Here is a 23,399-nt window from a genome sequence, read left to right on the forward strand (position 1 = left end):
TTCTTCAGGATAGCCACAACGAGGCAAGCCCGAGAAACGCGAAAAAGCCGACGACGTCGGTCAAGGTCGTCACGAAAACGCCCGAAGACGGTGCGGGATCGAATTTCAGCCAGCTCAAAGTAAGCGGGATAAGTATGCCCGCAAGAGCCGCAACCAACAGATTTACGATCATTGCCGCTGCGATCACTCCGCCCAAAAGGCCGGACCCAAACCAAAGAAACGCAACCAACGCCATAATCGAAGACAGCACGAGACCGTTAACCACCCCGACCAAAGCTTCACGGGTGATAACTCTGGGCGCATTAACACGCCCAAGTTTGTTGGTCGCCAATGCCCGAACTGTAACCGTCATCGTTTGGGTGCCAGCGTTGCCGCCCATTGCTGAGACGACCGGCATCATCACCGCCAGCGCCACCATCTGCTCAATCGTGGCGTCGAAATTCTGAATGACCAAAGGCGACAACATCGCGGTACCAAGATTGACCATCAGCCAGGGTATCCGCGAACGCACGGTAGATAGCACACTGTCCGCGATCGATTCATCGCCGACGCCACCCAGCGCGTGCATGTCGTCTTCAGCCTCTTCCTGGATAACGTCAACGACGTCGTCGATGGTCACAACACCGACTAGCCGCTCATTCTCGTCAATGACAGGAGCCGACATAAGGTCGTAGCGGGCGAACTGGCGCGCAACCTCCTCCTGATCTTCTGTAGCCAGCACGACATGCCGGTCGGGATTCATGATTTCTTCGACCAACACCTGGCGCTTCGTTCGCAACAGGCGGGAGAGCTCCACGGACCCAAGAACGCGAAATGCCGGATCGACGACGAAGATCTCCGAAAATGTGTCGGGCAGATCGTCGGTTTCACGCATATAGTCGATGACCCGACCTACACTCCAGAACGGGGCGACCGCCACGAAATCGGACTGCATCAAGCGCCCGGCGGTCTCTTCCTCATATTCGAAGTTGCGTTCAAGAGCGGATCGGTCGTCAAAGGACAGCTGATCGAAAATTTCCTGCCGATCGCTCTCCTCAAGCGATTCAATCAGATAGGCTGCGTCGTCTGTATCGAGTTCTGTAACGGCCTTAGCCAACAGCGTGTTCGGAAGCGCTTCGGAAAGTTGGTCACGCACGGCCTCGTCGAGCTGTGAGAAAACCTCATAATCAAGGTCGTTGCCCAGGGTCTCGATAAGTTGCACACGCTCATCGTCAGCGAGCAACTCAATGACGTCGGCCAAGTCGGGAGTCCGAAGGCCCGATGCCAAGACTTTGACTTGTTCTGTATCTCCCGCATCGAGGGCTGCCGATAATTTATCGACAAAATCCGCGATGGGATCCGCCTTCGGTGCGGCGGCAACAGTTTCGCTCTCGTCCATGATCCGCTCCGCTTTACCGCCTGAGGCATGCACGTGTGTTACGTCAGAAGTTTTATGGTGAGATCGAGAAGTGTGGCTGGCGCATAACACAACCGCACGCTGAGGGCACCATGATGCCGCACTGCAACACTCACAATCTCTCTGCGCTCTACCGAGTTTCCTGGATTCAGTAAATTACCGTTTCAGATCATCATCTCACGCTATGCATGAGTTGGAACTGCGACGCTGACGCCCTGTGGCGACTCGGCGGCAGGAGTTTTATGGTGGCGGCGGCACCTGCAATCGCCTGTCATCGACGATGAGAGACGAGCAGGGGGATGGAGGACGAATATCCATGCGTTCGATCATGATCGCCACGTTGTGCCTGTTCGCAGCGGCGGTGTCGGCACCCAGTGCAATAGCGGAGCTGAGCAAAGCTGAACGAGCCCCCGCTTGCGCCGACCGGCCCCATGCCCTCGGTGTTTCTCGGATTGTCGAGATCGATACCAGCACCGCAGGCCGTTTCGGCAACATGCAGTACAAGGATATCGACTTCCTAAAGCCCGGAGAGGTCGTCTTGACCTTCGACGATGGCCCCCTGCGTCGATATACTTTGAAGGTTTTGAACGCGCTTGAAGCACACTGCACCAAAGCGACGTTCTTCATGGTCGGCCGTATGGCTGTCCATGACCCAGCCATGGTCAAGGAGATAGATCGGCGCGGACATACGGTTGGGACGCATACGTGGTCCCATCGGAACCTTGGCGCTCTAAGTCTCTCCAGCGGAGAAAAGGAAGTCGAACTCGGCGTCAGTGCTGTCTCAGCGGCTCTTGGCAAGCCGGTCGCACCATTCTTCCGTTTCCCGTACCTGAGCGACCCACGCCGCATGATTGATCATCTGCAATCACGCCATCAGGGAATTTTCTCGATCGACGTTGATTCGCATGATTACCGAACACGCTCGGGTCAGACGGTTGTCAGCCGGATAATGGCAGGGCTTGAAAAGCAGGGGAAAGGCATCCTGCTCTTCCACGACATTCAACGTTCAACCGGTGGTGGCATCTCAGACCTTCTCGACCAACTGAAAGAGCGTGGCTACAAAGTCGTCCACATCGTGCCGAAAGCTCCGATTGAAACCCTTCCCAAATACGATGAACTGGCAGCCAAAGAGCTAGGCAAATACGCGAAATCGGCAGCTTCGCGTCCTCTCTCACAGCGTTCAGTCGTCTGGCCGATCTCCACAGGTGACGATATGCCGGCCGTTGAACCTCTGGTGATAACGCCGCGACATCCGTTGAACGCACCTCTTCCCGAGCAACGAGGGGACGTTCCGCCAGGATTCAAGATCAAGGATGAGCCGGAAGCCACCCAAACGATCTATGAAGAACCATCATCACAAACAAACGAACGTAAAACCTCTCGTAACATCGACTCATCCACCCCCGAGCCATCATGGCAAGACCGCGTGTTTGCTCAATAATTTCTCTATTTGAGGCCCTGTAACACAGGCGTGAATATTGGATTTAAACAAGTCTCTAACGTTTCATTGTAAACTGGTTCGGTCCGTCCAATCGATCTAAAGGGCTGTGCCCATTAGCTTGAACGGCCACGGCTTTGTCGCAATCATCGAGCTTGTGAACGCGAAGCCAATCGGCCAGCGTGGCATGAGCGCCATAGCATTCCGACGACCGAGACTTTCATGCGTTTGCTAAGATGCCATTTGTACGCACTATATGCCGGCCTGGCGGTGCTCCCCGCACTGACTTCACAGGCGCGCGCGAATACCTGCGAGAACAATCCAGACGCTATCGGTGTGGAGCGTATCGTCGAGATCGACACAAGCACCGGCCCGCTATTTGGGGCGATCTCTAAGCAACCTAAAGAAGCGAAGTTCCTCAAACCTAAGGAAGTCGTCCTGACGTTTGACGATGGCCCAAGCCCATGGGTCACCCCTTCGATATTGAAGACGTTGGCCGACCACTGCACGCTCGCGACATTTTTCTCGGTCGGCAAGATGGCCGTCGCCTATCCTGACATTGTTCGGGACGTGCAGGAGCAGGGACACACGGTCGGTGCCCACACGTGGTCCCATCCCTTCAATCTGCCGCGTTTGAAGGCGGAAAAGGCGCACGCCGAGATCGAAGATGGGTTTGCCGCGATCGCCACAGCAGCCGGACGCGACATTGCCCCCTTCTTCCGCTTTACCGGACTGCGCGATTCCAAACCGCTGCTCGAATATCTGCAAAAACGCGGCATAGCGAGCTTTACCGTCGATGTTGTTTCCGACGATAGCTTCATCAAAAACTGGAAGGAGCTAGTCGAGGTTACGCTACGTCGCGTGGAACATTCCAATGGCGGTATTATCCTCTTCCACGACATCAAGGCGTCAACTGCCAAGGCACTTCCGGATATCATGGCCGGACTAAAAAAGCGCGGCTTTAAGGTCGTTCACATGCGGCCCCGGCATCCACTCGAAATGGCCTCCCTGAACACCTCGAAGTTCGCGGCAAAAGTATCCGGCAATTTATCCGAAACAAACCGCCACCCGCGCCTTATGTCGTTTTATGGAGCCGTCGCTGCGCTCCGTGAAACAAACGGAGACGAACCACTGCCTGAACCGCCTTACCAAGGGCCTCCCATCACGGTCATCACACCAGGAACGGTCCCGCAAAGCACGCCCGTGCGTGCGCTATCCACCGAACGCCCCAAGCCCGCGAAGAATGCCACAACTCAATCCACAACGCCGGGGCTCGTAAACCGACCGGATCGCAATCCGCTTTATCGGAACGTCGCGCCATGACGGAACCACGGCACCGCCGGGTTACTCTCCGTACGGCATGAGACAGAGCCACACAAAATGCCCAGCGCTCACCAAGCGGACGATAGCTTCATTGATCTTTGGCTGTTCTCCCGCGACATCCCTGATCAAAACGAGCATTCACAACTCGCAGCCCACCTTTCGACCGAAGAGCTTGAGCGAAGCGCGCGGTTCCTCGATCCGCAGGATCGCCATCGCTATGTCGTCAGCCGTGGCCGCCTACGCGAAATCCTAAGCGGCTACGCGTCAATCTCGCCCCAGCAAATCCAATTTCGCTACGGAGAGCATGGCAAGCCGTACTTGAGGGATCCCGCATCAATCTCGTTCAATCTTAGCCACTCCAGACACCTCGCAGCTATCGCTGTCTCAACGCAGTTCGACGTTGGTGTCGATATCGAGCGCGTGCGCGCGGTCCGTCCCAACTTACCTGAACGCTATTTCTCAGCGCCTGAGATCGCAGGATTAGCCGAGTTGGAAGAAGATGCTTGGCAGGATGCTTTTTTTCGCTGCTGGACGCGAAAGGAAGCGTTTATCAAGGCGCTCGGCGAAGGAATGCGTCAGCCCTTGAAAAGCTTCAGTGTAACATTCCGGGAAAACGAACCCGCTGGCCTGACCTGGATGGCTGATGACGCAGAGGCTCCGGATAAATGGGCTTTCATCGACTTAGCCCCGGCTCCTGGCTTTGCCGGCGCCATCGCCCTAAAAACAAACGGCGCCCCCGCCCCACGTCTGCGGATCATAACTGAACAACAAGCTGTCAGCCGCTAGCGAACAATAAGGACGACAACCTGTCTGATGTGACCGACCACTGCTCTGAAACGATCAACGCCAAGCTCTAGCGCGATGGTAGTGCAGGCCGATGGGTGTTCGCCGTTCACGCAACCATGTCTCGCCGACGTTCGGCAACGCGCCGGTGACCGCCGCCTCACCGAATTGGCTCCACGAAGACCGCAGGATCGTCTGCGACGGCCTACAAGCAGACATACTGCTTGTAGGCCGATGACACTCGATAGTGCCGTTACCCAGAGTTTAGCAGCGGTGCTCTCCCGGTCTATTTACTCTCTTTCACCGCGGTATAGGTCGTGATGAGGTTACGGTAATCAGGAATGTGGTTCGAGAACAACGTGCCAAGCCCCTCGACATCGTTGCGCCAGTCGCGATGCAACTCGCAGGCGACGCCGAACCAAGTCATGAGCTGCGCACCGGCCGCTGACATGCGGTCCCAAGCCGAGTGGCGTGTGATCTCGTTGAAGGTGCCCGAGGCGTCGGTGACGACGAACACCTCGTAGCCTTCCTCAAGCGCCGACAAGGCCGGAAACGCAACGCACACTTCCGTCACCACGCCGGCGATGATCAGCTGGTTCTTGCCCGTCGCCTTCACCTCCTTAACGAAGTCCTCGTTGTCCCAGGCATTGATCTGGCCGGGACGTGGGATGAACGGGGCCTTCGGAAACTTCTCCTTGAGCTCCGGCACTAACGCGCCGTTAGGGCCGTCCTCGAAGCTTGTCGTCAGGATAGTCGGCAGCTTGAAGTAGGCGGCGACGTCAGCGAGCGCCAGCACATTGTTCTTGAACTTGTCAGGCTCGATGTCACGCACGAGCGAGAGCAGCCCGGCCTGATGATCGACCATCAGTACGGCGGCGTTGCTCTTGTCGAGGCGAATATAGGGCTTGGTCATGATGGGCGTTTCCTTGGACTTAGGGGGGGATGGTTGGCGTTCGGGGCCGCGACCGGCGCCGTAAAATAGCGGCTCCGGCCATCAAGCCGGAGCCGCCTCGGTCATGCCGTCTCGGCGTTGCGGATCTCGCCGAACTTGCCGCTCTGGAAATCGAGCATAGCTTGCTTGATCTCGCCGACCGTGTTCATGACGAACGGGCCCTGTGCGACCACGGGCTCTTTGATCGGCTCGCCGATGAGTACCAACAGCTTGGCGTCACCGTTTGCTTCGATAGTAATGCCGCCACCATCGCGACCAAGGATCACCGTCTGCGCTTCGCGCACGATTTCGCGGCCATCGACCTCCACAATGCCGGAAAGCACGAGGACGGAAAGCGTGTGACCCTCGGGGACATCGAGCGTCACCGTCTTGTCGCGGGCGAGACGCACATCCCAGATGTTGATTGGTGTGAACGTGCGTGCCGGACCCTTCGCTTTAGCGAAGTTGCCCGCGATGACTCGCAGCTTGCCGGCGTCGTTCGGCAGATCGACCACCGGAATGTCGGCATCGAGGAGATTCTGGTATCCAGGCTTTGCCGTCTTGTTCTTGGCTGGCAGGTTTACCCAGAGCTGTACCATCTCGAAGTTGCCGCCCTTCTTCGCAAAGGCCGGCGAATGGTACTCCTCGTGTAGGATGCCCGAAGCTGCCGTCATCCACTGCACGTCGCCGGGACCGATGACCCCGCCCGCACCTGTGGAGTCGCGGTGCTCGACTTCGCCCTCATAGACGATTGTGACCGTCTCAAAGCCCTTATGCGGGTGCTGGCCGACGCCGCGCCGCTCGGTGGTTGGCGCAAACGTCGTTGGCCCTGCGTAGTCGAGCAGGATGAATGGGCTGATGTGGGTGCCTTGCGCACCATGCGAGAGCATGGACCGGACGGGGAAGCCGTCGCCGACCCAATGCTGGCGCGGGGCGCTGTAAATTCCGAGGATCTGCCGCATGGTCTGCCTCCTTTCAGGGGTAAGCAAAGGTTTGACCTGTTTGAAAGGAAGATACTTGGGAACAGTCAGAAGAGAAGTCGTCGGATCTTGACCGGTCTGTCCTAAATTTAGGACAGTGACTTATGCAGGACCTCAACGACCTCTATTACTTCGTCCAGGTGGTGGACCATAGCGGCTACGCCAGCGCAGCCCGTGCGCTCGGAATACCCAGGTCCAAGCTCAGCCGCCGCATCATGGAGCTCGAGCAACGTCTCGGCGTACGTCTTCTGCAACGCTCCACCCGCAAGCTCACCGTCACCGAGATCGGCCAGGAGTATTACCGGCATTGCGTCGCCATGCTGGTCGAGGCGGAAGCCGCCCAGGAGGCGATCGAGCGCTCGCGTTCAGGGCCACAAGGGCTGATCCGCGTCAGCGCGCCTCCTGCCCTCGTCTGCTTCGAAGTTGGCCCGATGATCGCCCGCTACATGGCGGCAAACCCGCGCGTTGCCATCGAGCTGGAATCTACATCGCGCCGCGTGGATGTGATCGGTGAGGGCATCGATATCGCATTGCGTGTGCGCTTTCCTCCGCTCGAGCCCTCCGATCTCGTCATGCGAAACCTCGGCGAGAGCCCGCAACGCATAGTGGCCAGTCCTGAGCTGATGAGAGGATTTTCGCTGCCGCTGGTACCGACTGATCTTAGCGCCCAGCCGAGCCTCGACCTTGGGCCGATGCTGCCAAAGCACGTTTGGGAGCTACATGGCGCCGACGGCGCATCGGTGCGCGTCACGCATAAGCCACGTCTCGTCACCGACGACATGGCGCAGCTGCTTCATGCTGCCCTGGAAGGTGTTGGCGTCGTCAAGCTGCCGACCATGGTGGTCGACACGCACATTGCATCGGACAAGCTCGTCGATGTCATGCCGGGATGGATGCCGCGAGGTGGCATTGTGCACGCCGTATTCCCGTCGCGGCGTGGCCTGCTGCCCTCCGTGCGCAGCTTCATCGACTTCCTGGCGGCCGAGTACGAACGTGTCTGCAAGGCTCAGCAAAAAAACAGCTAGGGGTCATTCGTTGCCGTTAGCGGTTGCCCGAGGCGGTGCTTGGCTTCGAAAAGCATGCCACATACCGCCTAGCTTATCCGACCCCTGTCATAACCTGATGTCGGCCGTTGGAACTTTCATCGCAGAGAACTGGGGGAGGCGCATGCACCCGTACCCCTCGATAGAAAGCACATGGGTAGCAAGCGCAAAGACGCTCTTCCAGGCCACCGTTCAGGGCTTTGCAGGCGATGTAATATGGCAAGTAAGAAATGGTGCGGTCGAGAGGACTCGAACCTCCACGGAGTTACCCACTACCACCTCAAGGTAGCGCGTCTACCAATTCCGCCACGACCGCATCAGGATGCCCAACAACGCCAAAACTTTGCGTTGTAGCGCACATCCACCGACGGCCCACAAACGTGACCATCGAGGCTGATGCTGCTAACAGATACCCTGCATTAGCGCAAGTCCTTGCGATACAGAGAAGGGCGTTCGACGCCAAAATTGCTGGTGCGGCAGACAGCCGCTCACCACATCTACCGCAAACAAACGCAGTTGTGCCTGATGGAGAGGACACTCCGAAGCCCCACCACTCCCAGAAAGTCTAACGCATGCCCATTACCCAAATCTCCGACAAGGAACCAATCCCAGCTATCGAATGGGCCGTAAGCAGTGCTCCAATCGACTACCCACGCGCGGTCGCTTTCATGGAACAACGCGCAGCAGAGATCCGTGCTGGCACGGCCCGCGAGCTTATCTGGCTCTGCGAGCACCCGCCCCTCTATACCGCAGGCACAAGCGCCCAGCCGCAGGACTTGCTGGAACCTGCGAGGTTTCCCGTCCACACAACAGGCCGTGGCGGCCAGTACACCTATCACGGACCTGGTCAGCGGGTCGTCTATGTCATGCTCGATGTGCGACGGCATTTTGGGGACGTCAGGTCGTTCGTAACCTTCCTTGAGACATGGACCATCGACACTCTCGATAGCTTCGGTGTGAAGGGAGAAACCCGAAAAGATCGCGTCGGTGTGTGGGTCAAACGGCCGGACAAGGGAGACAACGTAGAAGACAAGATCGCCGCGATAGGCGTCCGCCTTCGCCGCTGGGTCAGCTTCCACGGCCTCGCGATCAACGTGAACCCCGACCTCACGCACTTCTCTGGCATCGTCCCCTGTGGCATCCGCGAGCACGGCGTCACGAGCATCTCGGACTTGAACGTTAACGCGAGCATGGCCGACGTGGATGCCGCATTGCGCACGAAATTCCAGGCACGCTTTCACAGCGTGCGCGAAACCGCCGATCCGTTTGCCAGTTCAGTATCTAGGGAAACCGGTGCCGCCCTCGCTGCGACTTAAGCTGCAAGCGAAGGCGGTACCAGAATGATATGTTCAGCAAGTAGGCCCGGAGGTCTACTCGGATAACAAATGAGCTGCACGGCGTTCAAATGCAGGGAACGTCGCGCAATACGGACAGAGAACGTCCACCCTAGTGGAGCGAACGAGAGAAGGGCCTGTCCGCCGCAAACCGCCATGACGCATCATCTATCGACGACGAAAGCCTAGCGGATACAAAACGTCATTTGGTTGGGGGTTCACTTTCCCCATCTTCATTACGGCGCTTCTCAGCACCGTCGTAAAACAAAACCGAATCTTCAATCGACACGATCTCGGTGCCCTCGACCAGAATGTACTGACCGTCTTCCACACCTTCGAGCTGAAGAATACACCCCTTCAAACAGACCCCATCGATCCGTTCCCCGGGCTTCAGCGAGATTTGGTTTTGTTGGTTGTCCTCGATAATGGTGATCTGGCGATCTTCGGCATCATTGTTTGTAACGCTGGAAGCAAGAGCCCCAACGCTTGGCAAACCAGCCATCATCAATGCGATGGCTCCAGCAAAACGCGCCATCCACACCATAATGCGAGACCCCGTTTACGCTGCCGACTTCTTCGCAGCAGCCTTCTTAGCGGCCGGCTTCTTCGCCGCAGGCTTCTTCGCAGCGGCCTTCTTCTTCACAGCGACCTTCTTCACAGCAACCTTTTTAGCAGCCGGCTTCTTGGCCGCCGTCTTCTTGGCTGCAGGCTTCTTAGCAGCAACGGCCTTCTTAGCAGCAGCGGCCTTCTTCTTAACGGGCACCTTCTTCGCAACTGCCTTCTTGACGGCAGTCTTCTTGGCTGCGGGCTTCTTCGCAGCAGCCTTCTTGACGGTCTTTGTTTTCATCTCTCAGGTTCCTTAGACTTGAGGGGAGCGACTCGAATAGGCTCCAACCACTCCCGTTTTCGCCACAACGGTTTTCACTGTGGTTACAAACGTCCGTACCCTCAAACGGAAAATTCCGGTTGCGGCTATCGGAAATTCCGATAGGTATGCCTGAGGAGAAGTTACTGCGTATCAATATTTACCATGGACGTCACACTCGCACGCACCTTTCTCACCGTCGCTGAGACCGGCAGTTTCATCGATGCTGCGCGCAATATGAACGTCACTCAGTCCACGGTTTCCGCTCGCATCAAAAGCCTGGAAGACCTTCTAGGACAACCACTTTTTTCCCGCTCACATACAGGCGCCGATCTCACAGTCGCTGGAGAACAGTTTCGCAAACACGCGCTCGCGCTCGTTCGAGTTTGGCAACATGCGCAGCTTGAAATCGGCATGTCGTCGCAACATCGAGACCATCTCGCATTCGGCGCGCCAATGAGTTTCTGGGATAGTTTTCTGTTGAAATGGGTATCTTGGTTACGCCAATCGATGCCCGATATTGCGGTTTCAGCAAGCGCTGGACGTGCTCAACTCCTCACGCAGCGACTCGTTGAAGGCACGTTGGACCTCGCGATCATGTATCGTCCGATCCAACCACCCGGCCTTCTGATCGAACATCTGTTCGACGAAGAGATCGTACTTGTGACCTCCACGCCGGTACGTACTCGGCGCAGCTCAAGCGATTATCTCTTCATCGATTGGGGAAGCGATTTCCAACAGGATCATGCCGCGGCATACCCCGAGCTCACCACCGCTGGCCTTCACCTTGACATCGGATCGGCCGGGATCAACTACATCCTCACCAATCCGGCAACCGGCTACTTCCCGCGACGGCTTGTGGCACGGCACCTCTCGAGTGGCCGTCTCAGACAACCGAGCCGCGCACGCAAATTCGTTTACCCTGTCTACATGGTATATCCGGAAGCACGAGATGAGGAAGCTTACGAGCCCATCCTCGCTGGCCTGCGTAAAGCGGCAGCGCGCCTCTCCTAACGTCTTGTAACGTTGGCTTTTGCCTAAGTTTTGCGCAGTCCGCGTCGCCGGATACGTCGGCCGACATAGATGCGACGCGCCGCACCAATGCTCCTTAGGGAGCGCCACGATTCAAGTTCGGCAATCACCTCATCAGGAAATCCGAACGCACGTGCGCCGACAAGAATGGCACTTTCCATGTAGGCTGGCTTCGGGACACCATCTGCTCGGTGTGTGCTGGCGTAGGTGAACGAGGAACGCTCAACCCCGCTGGCGAGCCGCACGCGCACACGCTTGCGGAGGTAGTGTCCGTGCGCAACGCCCTCCCATTGGTCGAGCAAATGGAGATGCCAAGGTTCAACACGCCACAACACGCCGTAAACGCGGTTGTCGTGAGCGGGCATGATGTTCGCCGCCCCACGGGTCGTAATCTGAAACCGCCAGTTATCCAGCGTCGCCATACCGACCGGACGTGCACCAGGGCAACGTCGCGCCATCTGCCGCGGGGACATGTTTGACCCGTAAGCGAAGTAGAGCGGCCCGAGGAGACTCATTTATCCGCGATCGTAATTGTGGCGCAGTCGTAGTCGGGCACCCGCTCTGCCTTTCGAAGCCCTAAGCTCAAGCGAATTCCATGATGACTTCATCGACCGCCAAGCTATCTCCGGGCTGAGCGTTGACCTTCGTCACCGTTCCATCGCGTTCGGCTCGCAAGATATTTTCCATCTTCATGGCCTCAACGATGGCGAGAGCATCACCGGCTTTGACCTCATCGCCAACCGAAACGTTAATCGCTTTCACCAACCCAGGCATTGGGCACAACAACAGCTTTGAGGTGTCAGGAGCAACCTTCTCAGGCATCAACGCCGCGAGTGCCGCCTCGCGGTGCGTGAAGACCTTTACCGGCATACGAATACCGCGATAGGCGAGATCGTAGCCATTAAGGATCGGGCGCACCTGAACGGAAACATCCGCATTCCTGACTACACCGGACCAGACGGCATCACCCGGCCACCACTTGGAGGCCAACTCGAGCGTATCGTTCTGACCGTCCTCACCCGCCATCACAACGGTGACAGGTCCACCCAGCGTCCCCTCCACCAGAAGTTCAACGCTTGTATCCCCCAACACCACAACGCGTTCATTGCTGAACCGCACGGGCGTACCGTCCATCTGATGGGTGATCTCGCGACGACGAACGTTGTTGATGTGATCAATCGCCCCGGCAACAGCAGCCAAAACCTTTAACTCCTCACCCTCAGGCGGCCGCGGCTCAAATCCGTTCGGATACTCTTCTTGGATAAACCCCGTGGAGAGCTCCCCAGAACGCCACCGTGGATGCTGCATAAGAGCACTGAGGAACGGAATGTTGTGCTGAATACCGTCGATATAGAAGGCATCGAGCGCATCAGACTGCGTGTTGATCGCAGCTTCACGCGTGGGCGCGTGGGTCACGAGCTTCGCAATCATCGGGTCGTAGAACATTGAGATTTCGCCGCCCTCGTAGACGCCCGTATCGTTGCGGATCGTGAGACCTTCAGCTGAACCCTCGTTGGGCGGACGGTACTTGACGAGGCGACCAATGGACGGAAGGAAGTTGCGGAACGGATCCTCTGCGTAAATGCGGCTCTCGACAGCCCAACCGTTGAGCTTCACATCCGCCTGCTTGCGATCGAGCTTCTCGCCCGCAGCTACACGGATCATCTGTTCAACAAGATCGATCCCCGTAACCAATTCCGTCACGGGGTGCTCAACCTGCAGCCGCGTATTCATCTCAAGGAAATAGAAGCTCTTGTCCTGACCGGCGACAAATTCAACAGTGCCGGCTGAATCGTAATTTACAGCCTTGGCGAGTGCGACAGCCTGCGCCCCCATCTCGTTCCGGGTCTTCTCATCAAGCAACGGAGACGGCGCTTCCTCGACCACCTTTTGATTGCGCCGCTGAATGGAGCATTCGCGCTCACCCAGATGGATGACATTCCCGTGCTTATCACCCAGAATCTGAATTTCGATATGCCGCGGGTTCTCGATGAACTTCTCAATGAAGACCCGGTCATCACCAAACGAAGATTTTGCTTCCGAACGCGCCAGCGCAAAGCCTTCTTCGCACTCCTTGGCATCCCATGCGATGCGCATACCCTTGCCGCCGCCGCCAGCCGACGCCTTAATCATCACCGGATAGCCGATCTCACCAGCGATCTTCACCGCATCCTTGGCATCGGCAATCTCACCCAGATAACCGGGAACGGTAGAAACCTTTGCCTTTGCAGCCGCCTTCTTCGACTCGATCTTGTCGCCCATCGCCGCAATCGCGTGAGGATTAGGACCGATAAAAACGATGCCATGCTCGGCAAGAGCCTTCGGAAACGCTTCGCGTTCGGATAAGAAGCCGTACCCTGGATGAACGGCCTCGGCGCCTGTTGCTTTACAGGCCTCGATGATCTTCTCCATGATAAGATAAGACTGCGCGGCGGGAGCTGGTCCGATATGAACGGCCTCATCGGCCATCTGTACATGCAGCGCGCTCTGGTCAGCATCCGAATAGACCGCAACCGTCGCGATGCCCATGCGCCGGGCCGTCTTGATAACCCGGCAAGCAATCTCCCCACGATTAGCGATCAGTATTTTTTTAAACATTGGCGGCCTTGTCTCAGATGATCCAGAATTTGGTTAGCCGCGTTTTAGTCGCTGCCCGCCCCGAGGTAAACTACCGTGATAGCGTCATCATTACCCAGGAAAACGGTGGTGTGCGGCGTACTAACGCTGTTTCGCCATATCTGCAGCCGCCACACGACGCGAAACAGGTGTAGCGCCGGGCGCAGAACTACGCTCAAGCATCCTCACGCGTACCAGATCAACAGCACTTCTCAGCTCATAAAGCTTGTCCGAATAGTGCAATGGTACTGGAATATTAGCCACCGCAGTCTCGATCCGCTCGATTTCATCCATAAGCTCGCTCGGAGCGGAAACTTCATTCAGCTTGGTTTCAAGTAACTTGAGTTCGCGATACCAATAAAGAATCCGCCGTCGGATACGCCATTGGTAAAGCCACGGGGCGACCTTGAACAATGGCAGTAAGATTGTCGCAATCGGAACAATCATAACGATCATGCGTTCGATGAAGTTGGCGAGCCAGAATGGCAGATAGCGCTGAAGAAACGGCGCACCACGCTTGTAAAGCCGCTCAGCATCCGCCGCCATCGGGAGTTCGGGGTCATGGGCCTTGGGAAACTCCTCAACCCGCTGGAACATACCGCCGCCGCTATGGACCTCCTGCGCCGCCTGCACCATCAGCCCGATTATCGCCGGGTGGAGATCCTTGTGGGCCACAAGAGCGGCCTGTGCGGCGATCAAAGTCACATCACCGTCGGGGATCTGCCTTGGCAAATCGATAACCCCAGAGGGCAATGTGACGCGAGACAGATAAGGCATGAGACGGGTGTAGGCGTCGGCATTAGCAAAACTCATCAGCCGAATTCCAGGCTCCCGCAGCAACTCGCGCACGAGCTTCGATTCCGCCGCGAGCACCAAAAATACCGCATCGACGTTATCTGATCTCAATGCCTCAGCTGCAGCATCCCCGCTGAGAGACGAAAATGTAGTGTTCTGCTCGTTGAGACCGTTGGCCGTTAGCAGATCGCTCACCAGTGCTCGCGTTCCGCTGCCGGGTGCTCCGATGGCGAGACGTCTTCCGGATAACTGTACGAGGCGGTCGACCTCTACACTCCCCTTATAGAAAACCCAAAGAGGCTCTAAGAAAACGCGCCCCAAAGAGACAAGCTCCGGCGCGTTTTGCTGATCAGCAATGCCACCCTGCATGAGCGCGAGATCGACATCCGATCCTGGCGCCTGAAGGCGTTGAAGATTCTCGATGGATCCTGCCGAACTGAGCACTTCGAGCGATACACCTGAGTCGGCGAGTATCCTTTTGTATTTCTGCGCAAACGCGTAATACCCGCCGCTTTCGCTGCCCGTCGTCATCTTGACGCTCGCAGGAGGCGCCGGTTCCACAAACTGGTAGGCGAACCAAAACGCGAACGCCACGAGCAATATCGCGGGGCCGGCAATCAAAAGGGATTCGCGAAACTGCGAAGTCTGCACCTTGCGTCGCATGCGCAGCAAAACTCCTTGCTTACCGCTCTTGCAAAGAGCGAGGTTTGCCACGGAAAAGCGAAGTACATCAATGCTTGATGCACATATATATCGGGAGATACCCCGTTGACGGGATTTTCGGACTTGCAGTTCTTGCTCGGCCGCGATGACGAACAGGTCTACCCACGCAACTAATCGGGTAAATGGGCGATCGGCGCGAAAAGATCAGAAAATTCAGAATATGAAAAAGTAAGCCATCAAGCGGCAGTGTGTACCCGCTCAAGGACCTCTTGCAGCTCGGGCTCGACGGTAACAGGCACCTTTGCGAGATAATCAACCAGGGCAATCTCGTTCATCGTAAGAGCATCACTCCGGCCCAACCATTCAGTTAGCCAACTTGCGTCATCAGACGTGACGTCTTCACCCGTGATGATATTGCGGTATTCCCGCTCCAGCCGGCTCAAAGCTTGCTCCACTGGAGTTTGTACGCGATAGGCTTCAACCACGCCATCTAGACCGCTTTTCACAATCGCATTCACAATCGCTTCGGGGGTCGTTTCGCTGCGTTCATCATGCCACGCCTCGGAACGCAGAGCCTCCTCGCGTGTAGGCACGCCGTAACCCGAAGCAGCCAGCATCACGTTAGTGACCGCTTTTACAAAAAGCTCGGTCCAAGCTGTGTTGATGCGTGTCTTGTCGAGCGCAGCATTGATGTCGAAAAGAATTTCAACTTCGCTACGCGTCAAGGCCATACTGCCGTCGCCGCCAAAAGCATAAATCATGCGGCGCATGATCTCGATTTCTTCGTCAAACAATAGGCCCAACGCGCGCGGCTGGCCGGGGCGTAGCGGTCCATCACCGGCAACGACAGCCCGTCGAACTTGGCTAAGGCCGAATGCAATAAGACTGCGAGGTGCCCAGCGCGCGCTCTCAAGCACGTCAATCAGCAGATCAAGTTCCGTGCGCGTCTCTACCCAGCCACTACGGGCAGCCTGATCGATAAGCCACTGTGCATTCTCTTCGGTGAGATAACCCTGTGGTTCAGCCGTATGCACCACATAATCAGACACGATACCAATGAACCAGTCCGACCATCCCGCATCTTTGACTAAGCATTGCACGTGAAGGGCAAACAGCGCCTGCACATCATCAGGGGTGAGTTGGCGAGCGTCGATCGCACTAAGCTTCGCGAGATCCGTTTCTCTGAGGCTACCGCGTGCAAGAATTTCCCCGAACGAAACCGAACCGAAAGCGCCCATGGACCCCTCACCAAGCTTGCCGATGGCATGACGTCCTTGAGTTAAGGATCGGATGCTTACGAATCCCCTAACGCGAAGCTGGGTCGCAGGGCGATCGGGGGGCCTTAGCCATATACATAACTTGCCAAACCCCGCGTTGACGGCGAATGTGCCCCGCGCGGGAACTATAGGGTAATCAGCAGGAAAGCACACCGCATATGCCAACAGCCGGATGGCAGGAGGATTTCGCCAAGGCTCAGGCGGAGCAATTCGTTAACATCGTATGCATGAAATGGGGGGACCGTTACGGCCCGGAATGGGTCAATCGCCTCTACGGCATGGTGTCGCGGTCAACGTCCTGGAAATTCCGTTTTGTCTGTTTCACCGACGATCCCAAAGGCATTCGGCCCGAAGTCGAGTGTCAGCCTCTACCCAGTGTGGATTTTGACAAGAGCCTCGGCAAATATTGGCCCAAACTAGGCCTCATGGCACCGGAGCTCGGTGGCTTGCAAGGAATGACGCTGTTCCTTGATCTCGATATCGTGATTATTGAAAATATCGACGACCTGCTCATCTATCCGGGGCGTTTTTGCATCATCCGCGAATGGAAAGATCCCCACCTCGGATACGGCAACAGCTCGGTTGTGCGCTACTTCATCGGTCGCGAAAGTGCCGTACTTGAGCGTTTCTACGCGACACCAGAGCGGGAAATCGTCGAAACTTACGCTTCTAAGGAGCAGAACTTTCTCACGAAAGCAGTCGACGAGGTCACTTTTTGGCCGCAGGAATGGTGCGTACCTTTTTCGCGCGACTGCCTTCCGCGCAACCGGATCCTGCGCTTCTTTGCGACGCCGAAGAAACCTCAACAGGCCAAAATCCTGGTGTTCTATGGCTCCATCACCCCTGCTAGCGCACTAAGGGGAGAGCATGAGAGCAATAAGCGCGTCGGAACCGGGTTTAGTTTCCGCCCCACCCGCAGGAGATTCCTGCCGGCCTCATGGATAGGGGATTATTGGTACGAATGATCCCAATGACTCATCAGCGTAACGCCATCTCAGGCGTTGTACCAACAGTTGAAGATCGGTCGGCCACCTTGCCAACCGAGGTCACGTCACTGCGTGGCGGCCAACGATATGTCGTGTGCGCGTTTTATACGCCAAGCTATCTAGAAAACGTTTTGCGGTTGAAAGCCTCGCTCGATACGTTGGGCCTGAACTACCACCTCAAATGCGTTGAATACAAAGGCAGCTGGGAAGCCACTACGCGCGTGAAGCCGTCATTCGTGGTCGAATGTCTGAACAAGTTTCCAGAGCATGACGTGCTCTACCTTGACGCCGACGCGGTGGTGAACGACAAACCTGCATTCTTCGACACAGTCACGACAGACGTAGCGCTCTTATTTGCCCCCACGAAGAGAGGGCGTAAACCCCTGCTCAGTATCGCAGCCGGAACACTTTACATCCGCAATACGCTGGGTGGTCGAAAGTTTGCTGAGCACTGGCGCGATCAGGAAAAGCGTACCGGTCTTCTAACACTTGACGAAGACATGATTTACATGGCCTTCCCAAACTTTGAAGGCATAACCTTCACAGCGCTGCCGCGCGCATATTCGAAGATTTTCGACAGCGAGGGTCCTAACGCAGTCATCGAACACTTCCAGGCTAGCCGCGCGCAATTCAAACTCAGCCGCCTCCTGCGCAAGGGCCAACGCGCAGTGGTCGTAGCAAGCGCAGTGCTTGTGCTTGCAATCATCGCCATCATCTGGCGTCAAGTAATGTAGCTAATAATGTGCCGGAGGGAATTTTCTCCCCGCCGGCACCAATCTCCCTCCCAAACGCCTTTAGCGACCAACACGCGGCAGTGAGCTCCAGCGCTTGTGACTGTCCCGTTTCTCAGACTTGATGTTGGTCCGCGCGGTCCGAAGCTTGGAGTTCAGAATACGCCTCTCCGCAGCCGAAAGCCTTCCGTCGGCGAGGAACCGACCACGAAGGCGGGCAATCTGGCGCTGTTCGCTGCGCAGTTTGATGCCTTCAGTCCACGTAATCTTACCTGACTTGCGGCCAGCTTCGATTGCAGCAGCTTGACGGTCTAGACGATGGCTCGTCCGGTCAGCGGCGCTCGCACTCGTCGCAAGGCCACCAATCACCCCAGCAGCTACCAAAATTGCAGTCGTAATCTTCAACATCCCATCATCTCCGTTTTATCCCTGGGTCAGTCGGGCCTAAGCTCGCCGCACCGTTCGATGATGGGATGTTGAACCACCTCCTTTGAACCGCCCCTGAACTCGACTGTCAGCGATCGTTCATTTTGCGGTTCAGCCGAAAAAACTGGCTGATTCTACGGTCAGGCCAGAGCCTTAGAGCGGGATATTATCGTGCTTCTTCCAGGGATTCTCGAGCGTCTTATTTCGCAGCATGTTAAGCGCCCGGCAAATCCGCTGTCGTGTGCTCGAGGGCTTGATCACCTCATCGATATAACCGCGCTCGGCAGCCACGAATGGATTTGCAAACCGCTTTTCGTAGTCGGCAATCCGCGCAGCGATCTTCTCCGCATTCCCCAATTCAGAGCGATACAGAATTTCGGCAGCGCCTTTCGCACCCATCACGGCAATCTCGGCCGTTGGCCAAGCATAGTTCACATCACCACGAATGTGCTTCGAGCTCATAACATCGTAAGCGCCGCCGTAGGCCTTGCGCGTGATCACGGTAATCTTCGGAACTGTAGCTTCTGCATAGGCAAACAGAAGCTTCGCGCCGTGTTTGATAAGTCCGCCATACTCCTGAGCGGTACCGGGCAGGAAGCCCGGCACATCGACGAACGTAACAATCGGAATATCGAAGCAATCGCAGAAACGCACAAAGCGCGCAGCCTTGCGAGAAGCATCCGAGTCGAGCACGCCAGCCAGAACCATAGGCTGGTTCGCGACGATGCCAACAGTCCGCCCCTCCATGCGCGCGAAGCCAGTCACGATGTTCTTGGCAAATGCTTCTTGGATCTCAAAGAAATCGCCTTCATCAGCGACCTTCGTGATCAGTTCCTTGATGTCGTAAGGAACATTCGGATTGTCGGGAACAAGCGTATCCAGTGAGGGATCAAGCCGCCCAGCCGGGTCCAATGTCGGCAGCTCGGGAACCCCATCCATGTTGTTAGCTGGCAGGAAGTCCAGCAAACGGCGCATCTGCAGAAGTGCCTCAACATCATTGTCATAGGCTCGATCGGCGATGGAAGACTTCGACGTATGTACTTTCGCGCCACCCAATTCTTCCGCGGTAACCGTCTCATTGGTGACGGTCTTCACCACGTCAGGCCCGGTGACGAACATGTAGCTCGTATCCCGGACCATGAAGATGAAATCAGTCATAGCCGGCGAGTAGACATCGCCCCCCGCACACGGCCCCATGATCACGGAAATCTGCGGGATCACACCAGATGCCAGCACGTTGCGCGTGAACACCTCACCGTAACCACCCAGCGCATCGACGCCTTCTTGAATACGTGCACCACCGGCGTCGAATAACCCAATGATCGGCGCGCGATTCTTCAGCGCCATATCCTGGATCTTGGTGATCTTGCGGGCATGCGTTTCCGATAAAGACCCACCGAAGACAGTGAAATCCTTCGCAAAAACATAAACAACGCGACCATTGATCGTCCCCCAGCCGGTGACAACGCCATCACCCGGGAACTTCGTTGCCTCCATGCCAAAATCGCTACAGCGATGTTCGACGAACATATCAAACTCTTCAAAGGAGCCGTCATCCAGCAGAAGCTCAATGCGCTCACGCGCGGTCAGCTTCCCGCGGCCGTGCTGTGCATCGATACGCTTTTGACCACCACCAAGCCGCGCAACCGCGCGTCGCTTCTCGAGCTCCTCGATGACTGCTTTCATGAACGGACCTTTATTGTAACGATTGTTGTAGTTGCAGAAAATGCACAGAGCATCGGCTCAGATACCATGCACCGCAGCAGACGCAAGCGTAACCAGCATAGGCATCTCGCTCCCCGTCAACGAAATTATCCGCTATCGTTGACAAAACCGACAAGCCTGCTGGCCGCTTGGAACTCAGCCCAACGCCGTGCGCGGCGCGCTGACGCATCGCTATCTGCACCCCATTGAGAGATCTGAAAATCCTCATCCACGTGCGCGGCCGCCCACGCTTCTTCCGCTGTTAACAGGCCTTTAGCGTGCGCCAACGCTATCAACGCCGATCCCGTCAACGTCGTCATCACATGCAGACCAGCGAGCGAAAGCGGATCATAGTCAGAAATAACAGCCGCCACGGCCTCGAGAGCATCGTTCGGCTGAGCGACTGGCATTACGCCCTCGGCGAGCACAAAGCGCGCACCCAAATCCTGATGCGCCCATGTTAATAGGGGTCCCCAGGCACGTGCCTGTAGTGTCACAAGTTCGTTTGGATGCGCCGCCCGATAACAGATCAAATCCGACCCTGCGAATGCTGCGATATCCGCCGCAACGGCAGCCTCCTGCCCCGTGACAGCATCAAGTGCCGTATTCACGAGTTTTGTCATCGGCATGGTTTCAGGATCTATCAGATCCCCCTGCGTGCGCCACTCGTCCGCCATGGCTTCAGCCAACGGCGCATGCGCAACGGCAAGTGGCGCCCTCTTCGGCGTTTTTACAGGCCGGCCGTCGAGCGCGATCTGATAACCATCGCCGTCGCGGATAACCTCCACGTCCTTATAAAAGCGGCGAGGGAGCTTTGCGCCAAGCGGCTCACGACCCGGCGTCTTATTCTCAGGCGGCTTGTCTGGCCGCTCCTCGGTCATGCTGCTGCCTCGTTATCGCGGAATACACGTTCAATCGCTGTCTCCAAGCCGTGAGCGTGCGCGACCACAAGATCCGCCCCTGATGCGATCAACGCCTCCTTGGGATGATAGCCCCACTCCACGCCGATCGCCCCAACGTTCGCACCGAGCGCCATTTCAATGTCGAACGTCGTGTCTCCGATCATAACGGTTTCATCAGGCCCGCTATCGGCTTCGGACATAGCCTTGAAGATCATGGAAGGATGGGGCTTCGACGGATGATCGTCCGCGGTTTGAATAGTCATGAAGAGATCCGTCAAACCTTCACGCTCAAATAGCGCTGCAACGCCGCGTCGCGATTTGCCGGTCGCGACGCCAAGCACGACATCTTCGCGAACAGCGAGTGTCTCAATGACACCGCGCATCCCATCAAACATAGGCTCGCTGTGATTAGGATCGCGACGCAGCTCTTGAAAGGACGTCTTATAGGTCTCGGCCAAACCAGCAATTTGCTCCACCCCAGCCTCAGGCGGCAGCAGCCGTTGAATGGCTTCGGCAAGCGATAAGCCAACTACGGACAGCACACTCTCGCGATGCGGTGCGACAAGGCCATGGGTGTAGAATGCGCGGCCCATAGCCGAAACGATAGCATGCTGACTGTCGACGATCGTTCCGTCGCAATCGAAGATTACCAATTTCATGCTTCAATCACTTTCGTTGCCAATGATGCCGCTCGGTTGGCATCGTCGTGATGCGTAACAACAAATCACCGCTCGAACTGCCGTACATCGAGTCCAAGGAGTTCCCAGCTCCGCAGCATATGATCCGGCAGAGGCGCGGTGACATCGATCTTGGCCTTCTCAAACGGGTGCGGGAGCACCAGTCTGCGCGCGTGCAAGTGCAGCTTATTCTCGATATTCTCGGCGGGCAGGTTCTTGTCGCCGTCGTATTTGTTATCGCCAACGATCGGATGACCGATAAGGGCCATGTGTGCACGCAGCTGATGCTGACGGCCTGTGACCGGCTTCAGTGAAACCCAGGCAGCTTTTTGCCCTACCCGATCAATAACGGAATAATGCGTTGTGGCATGCATGGCCGCATCCTGTTCGCCAGGCCGTGCCTTGCGCACCTTGTCACCGTCGGGGCCCGAAGCCTTGACCAGCGCTGCTTCAACCTTACCCTGCACGGGCTTGGGAACGCCATTTACGAGCGCCCAGTATGTTTTCGCTGCGGAACGCGTTTGAAAAATGCGACCCAGCTTGGCTGCTGCGTCCCGATGCTTCGCAATCAGCAACACCCCCGTCGTATCGCGGTCGAGACGATGCACCAATCGGGGCCGGTCTCCGAACCGATCCACCATGCCGGCGAGAAGACCATCAATGTGTCGCTTCGTTCCCGTCCCACCCTGGACGGCAAGCCCGAACGGCTTGTTGAGCAAGACCACGTGATCATCCTCGAACAGAATCATCCCCTCAATGAGATCGCGATCAGCCTTTGACAGCCCAGGTGGCGGCTTCACGGATGGCTTGGCGCGCGGAGGTTGACGGACCGCCTTTGGTACCCTGACACGTTCCCCCGCTTCAAGCCGTGCATTCGCCAGAACACGGCGGCTGTCCACGCGCACCTGCCCGGACCGCAACAGCTTCTGAAGGTAGCCGTAGGTCACATCCGGAAAGTGGATCTTGAACCAGCGGTCGAGCCGCAACCCAACTTCGTCCGGGGTCACGGGGATGCTTTCAACGGGGTCGCTCATGTCAAAACCTGGCGGGCAAGTGCAAGCCCAGCATACAAAGCTAAAATCGATAAGCCCACGGAACTGGCAACGTAAACGCCCGCAAGCAAGCTTTCCTTCCGGCTCATCAGCGTTACGAAATCGAGAGAGAACGCGGAAAACGTCGTGAAACCACCGAGGACACCGGTGGCAAACAACGTGCGCAATTCCAGCGATGCCTGAAATTTGAGCGCCAAGGATTCTATGAGCACCCCCATCAGGAATGAACCCACAACGTTGACGCAGAGTGTGGCCCACGGAAACATCGCGTTAATACCGACGAAGCGGGTTACACCCACGCCAACAAGGTATCTGGCCCCTGCGCCAAAGGCTCCGCCGGCGCAGGCATATAACAACAGTTTCATCGCAAATTTCCCAGGCCGGTAACGGCAGAATTACCCACAGGCCTATAGCATTGACCGCCCCGGGATACCCAGGCCTGTCG

23 protein-coding genes and 1 tRNA gene are annotated in these 23,399 nt (G+C 56.8%); 8 read left to right on the top strand and 16 right to left on the bottom strand.

Translation table 11 applies throughout. From position 1 onward, the window contains the following. Window positions 1-4 precede the first annotated feature (4 nt). On the bottom strand, window positions 5-1,378 hold the full coding sequence (gene mgtE / locus K5845_RS17180) for a magnesium transporter (protein ID WP_046476293.1): 1,374 nt from the start codon (window positions 1,376-1,378) through the stop codon (window positions 5-7). Window positions 1,379-1,712: 334 nt separating this feature from the next. Here mgtE and K5845_RS17185 point away from each other — a divergent pair, with 334 nt between their 5' ends. The 3 genes from K5845_RS17185 to K5845_RS17195 all read left to right on the top strand — a co-directional run bounded on the left by K5845_RS17185 (window position 1,713) and on the right by K5845_RS17195 (window position 4,943). After that, window positions 1,713-2,837, top strand: a complete 1,125-nt coding sequence (locus K5845_RS17185; RefSeq protein ID WP_052743623.1) for a polysaccharide deacetylase family protein — start codon at window positions 1,713-1,715, stop codon at window positions 2,835-2,837. A gap of 219 nt (window positions 2,838-3,056) precedes the next feature. Next, window positions 3,057-4,157, top strand: a complete 1,101-nt coding sequence (locus K5845_RS17190) for a polysaccharide deacetylase family protein (RefSeq protein ID WP_287959589.1) — start codon at window positions 3,057-3,059, stop codon at window positions 4,155-4,157. Between the two features lie 57 nt (window positions 4,158-4,214). Further along, window positions 4,215-4,943 carry a 4'-phosphopantetheinyl transferase family protein gene (locus K5845_RS17195; RefSeq protein ID WP_046476290.1) on the top strand — a complete coding sequence of 243 codons (729 nt, stop codon included), beginning with the start codon at window positions 4,215-4,217 and terminating at the stop codon, window positions 4,941-4,943. 283 nt (window positions 4,944-5,226) lie between these two features. On the opposite strand, the gene ycaC is transcribed toward K5845_RS17195, so the two are convergent. Continuing rightward, window positions 5,227-5,853: an isochorismate family cysteine hydrolase YcaC gene (gene ycaC / locus K5845_RS17200; RefSeq protein WP_046476288.1), complete on the bottom strand. Its 627-nt coding sequence runs from the start codon at window positions 5,851-5,853 to the stop codon at window positions 5,227-5,229. Window positions 5,854-5,954: 101 nt separating this feature from the next. Continuing rightward, on the bottom strand, window positions 5,955-6,833 hold the full coding sequence (locus K5845_RS17205) for a pirin family protein (protein ID WP_287959590.1): 879 nt from the start codon (window positions 6,831-6,833) through the stop codon (window positions 5,955-5,957). 122 nt (window positions 6,834-6,955) lie between these two features. On the opposite strand from K5845_RS17205, the gene K5845_RS17210 reads away from it, so the two are divergent. Continuing rightward, window positions 6,956-7,876 carry a LysR substrate-binding domain-containing protein gene (locus K5845_RS17210; RefSeq protein WP_090229552.1) on the top strand — a complete coding sequence of 307 codons (921 nt, stop codon included), beginning with the start codon at window positions 6,956-6,958 and terminating at the stop codon, window positions 7,874-7,876. Between the two features lie 249 nt (window positions 7,877-8,125). On the opposite strand, the gene K5845_RS17215 is transcribed toward K5845_RS17210, so the two are convergent. Beyond that, a tRNA-Leu gene (locus K5845_RS17215) sits at window positions 8,126-8,210 on the bottom strand. A 256-nt stretch (window positions 8,211-8,466) separates the two neighbouring features. On the opposite strand from K5845_RS17215, the gene lipB reads away from it, so the two are divergent. After that, on the top strand, window positions 8,467-9,210 hold the full coding sequence (gene lipB / locus K5845_RS17220) for a lipoyl(octanoyl) transferase LipB (protein WP_287959591.1): 744 nt from the start codon (window positions 8,467-8,469) through the stop codon (window positions 9,208-9,210). A 220-nt stretch (window positions 9,211-9,430) separates the two neighbouring features. On the opposite strand, the gene K5845_RS17225 is transcribed toward lipB, so the two are convergent. Continuing rightward, entirely contained in the window at window positions 9,431-9,772 is a 342-nt protein-coding gene (locus K5845_RS17225; protein WP_287959592.1) for a hypothetical protein, read from the bottom strand. Window positions 9,773-9,787: 15 nt separating this feature from the next. Next, window positions 9,788-10,075, bottom strand: coding sequence for a hypothetical protein (locus tag K5845_RS17230; protein WP_046479828.1), 288 nt, complete (start codon window positions 10,073-10,075; stop codon window positions 9,788-9,790). A 183-nt stretch (window positions 10,076-10,258) separates the two neighbouring features. On the opposite strand from K5845_RS17230, the gene K5845_RS17235 reads away from it, so the two are divergent. Next, entirely contained in the window at window positions 10,259-11,107 is an 849-nt protein-coding gene (locus K5845_RS17235; protein WP_046476276.1) for a LysR family transcriptional regulator, read from the top strand. Between the two features lie 23 nt (window positions 11,108-11,130). On the opposite strand, the gene K5845_RS17240 is transcribed toward K5845_RS17235, so the two are convergent. The 4 genes from K5845_RS17240 to K5845_RS17255 all read right to left on the bottom strand — a co-directional run bounded on the left by K5845_RS17240 (window position 11,131) and on the right by K5845_RS17255 (window position 16,437). Then, window positions 11,131-11,640: a gamma-glutamylcyclotransferase family protein gene (locus tag K5845_RS17240; RefSeq protein WP_052744686.1), complete on the bottom strand. Its 510-nt coding sequence runs from the start codon at window positions 11,638-11,640 to the stop codon at window positions 11,131-11,133. Between the two features lie 67 nt (window positions 11,641-11,707). Continuing rightward, the gene (locus K5845_RS17245; RefSeq protein WP_090230786.1) at window positions 11,708-13,723 is read right to left on the bottom strand and encodes an acetyl-CoA carboxylase biotin carboxylase subunit; all 2,016 of its coding nucleotides are present in this window, start codon (window positions 13,721-13,723) and stop codon (window positions 11,708-11,710) included. A 120-nt stretch (window positions 13,724-13,843) separates the two neighbouring features. Then, window positions 13,844-15,199, bottom strand: coding sequence for a TAXI family TRAP transporter solute-binding subunit (locus K5845_RS17250; RefSeq protein ID WP_046476272.1), 1,356 nt, complete (start codon window positions 15,197-15,199; stop codon window positions 13,844-13,846). A 236-nt stretch (window positions 15,200-15,435) separates the two neighbouring features. Next, window positions 15,436-16,437: a hypothetical protein gene (locus K5845_RS17255; protein ID WP_287959593.1), complete on the bottom strand. Its 1,002-nt coding sequence runs from the start codon at window positions 16,435-16,437 to the stop codon at window positions 15,436-15,438. Between the two features lie 197 nt (window positions 16,438-16,634). Between K5845_RS17255 and K5845_RS17260 the strand changes: the two genes are divergently transcribed. Together K5845_RS17260 and K5845_RS17265 are read left to right on the top strand one after the other, a co-directional pair. Further along, window positions 16,635-17,441 carry a hypothetical protein gene (locus tag K5845_RS17260; RefSeq protein WP_046476269.1) on the top strand — a complete coding sequence of 269 codons (807 nt, stop codon included), beginning with the start codon at window positions 16,635-16,637 and terminating at the stop codon, window positions 17,439-17,441. 5 nt (window positions 17,442-17,446) lie between these two features. Beyond that, the gene (locus K5845_RS17265; protein WP_287959594.1) at window positions 17,447-18,196 is read left to right on the top strand and encodes a hypothetical protein; all 750 of its coding nucleotides are present in this window, start codon (window positions 17,447-17,449) and stop codon (window positions 18,194-18,196) included. A 60-nt stretch (window positions 18,197-18,256) separates the two neighbouring features. Here the strand turns inward: K5845_RS17265 and K5845_RS17270 are convergent, their stop codons facing one another. The 6 genes from K5845_RS17270 to crcB all read right to left on the bottom strand — a co-directional run bounded on the left by K5845_RS17270 (window position 18,257) and on the right by crcB (window position 23,319). Then, on the bottom strand, window positions 18,257-18,601 hold the full coding sequence (locus tag K5845_RS17270) for a hypothetical protein (protein ID WP_046476264.1): 345 nt from the start codon (window positions 18,599-18,601) through the stop codon (window positions 18,257-18,259). 171 nt (window positions 18,602-18,772) lie between these two features. Continuing rightward, complete coding sequence (locus tag K5845_RS17275; protein ID WP_046476262.1) at window positions 18,773-20,305, bottom strand: acyl-CoA carboxylase subunit beta; 1,533 nt, start codon at window positions 20,303-20,305, stop codon at window positions 18,773-18,775. Between the two features lie 125 nt (window positions 20,306-20,430). Beyond that, complete coding sequence (locus K5845_RS17280; protein ID WP_046476259.1) at window positions 20,431-21,204, bottom strand: ATP12 family chaperone protein; 774 nt, start codon at window positions 21,202-21,204, stop codon at window positions 20,431-20,433. Next, entirely contained in the window at window positions 21,201-21,884 is a 684-nt protein-coding gene (locus tag K5845_RS17285; RefSeq protein WP_046476256.1) for an HAD-IA family hydrolase, read from the bottom strand. Before K5845_RS17285 ends, K5845_RS17280 begins: the two co-directional genes overlap by 4 nt. Window positions 21,885-21,949: 65 nt before the next feature. Next, window positions 21,950-22,936, bottom strand: a complete 987-nt coding sequence (locus K5845_RS17290) for an RluA family pseudouridine synthase (protein ID WP_287959595.1) — start codon at window positions 22,934-22,936, stop codon at window positions 21,950-21,952. Beyond that, the gene (gene crcB, locus K5845_RS17295; protein ID WP_046476248.1) at window positions 22,933-23,319 is read right to left on the bottom strand and encodes a fluoride efflux transporter CrcB; all 387 of its coding nucleotides are present in this window, start codon (window positions 23,317-23,319) and stop codon (window positions 22,933-22,935) included. Before crcB ends, K5845_RS17290 begins: the two co-directional genes overlap by 4 nt. Between the last annotated feature and the right edge of the window lie 80 nt (window positions 23,320-23,399).

This window comes from Filomicrobium sp., assembly GCF_025698805.1.
In the GTDB taxonomy this organism is placed as follows: Bacteria; Pseudomonadota; Alphaproteobacteria; order Rhizobiales; family Hyphomicrobiaceae; genus Filomicrobium; species Filomicrobium insigne.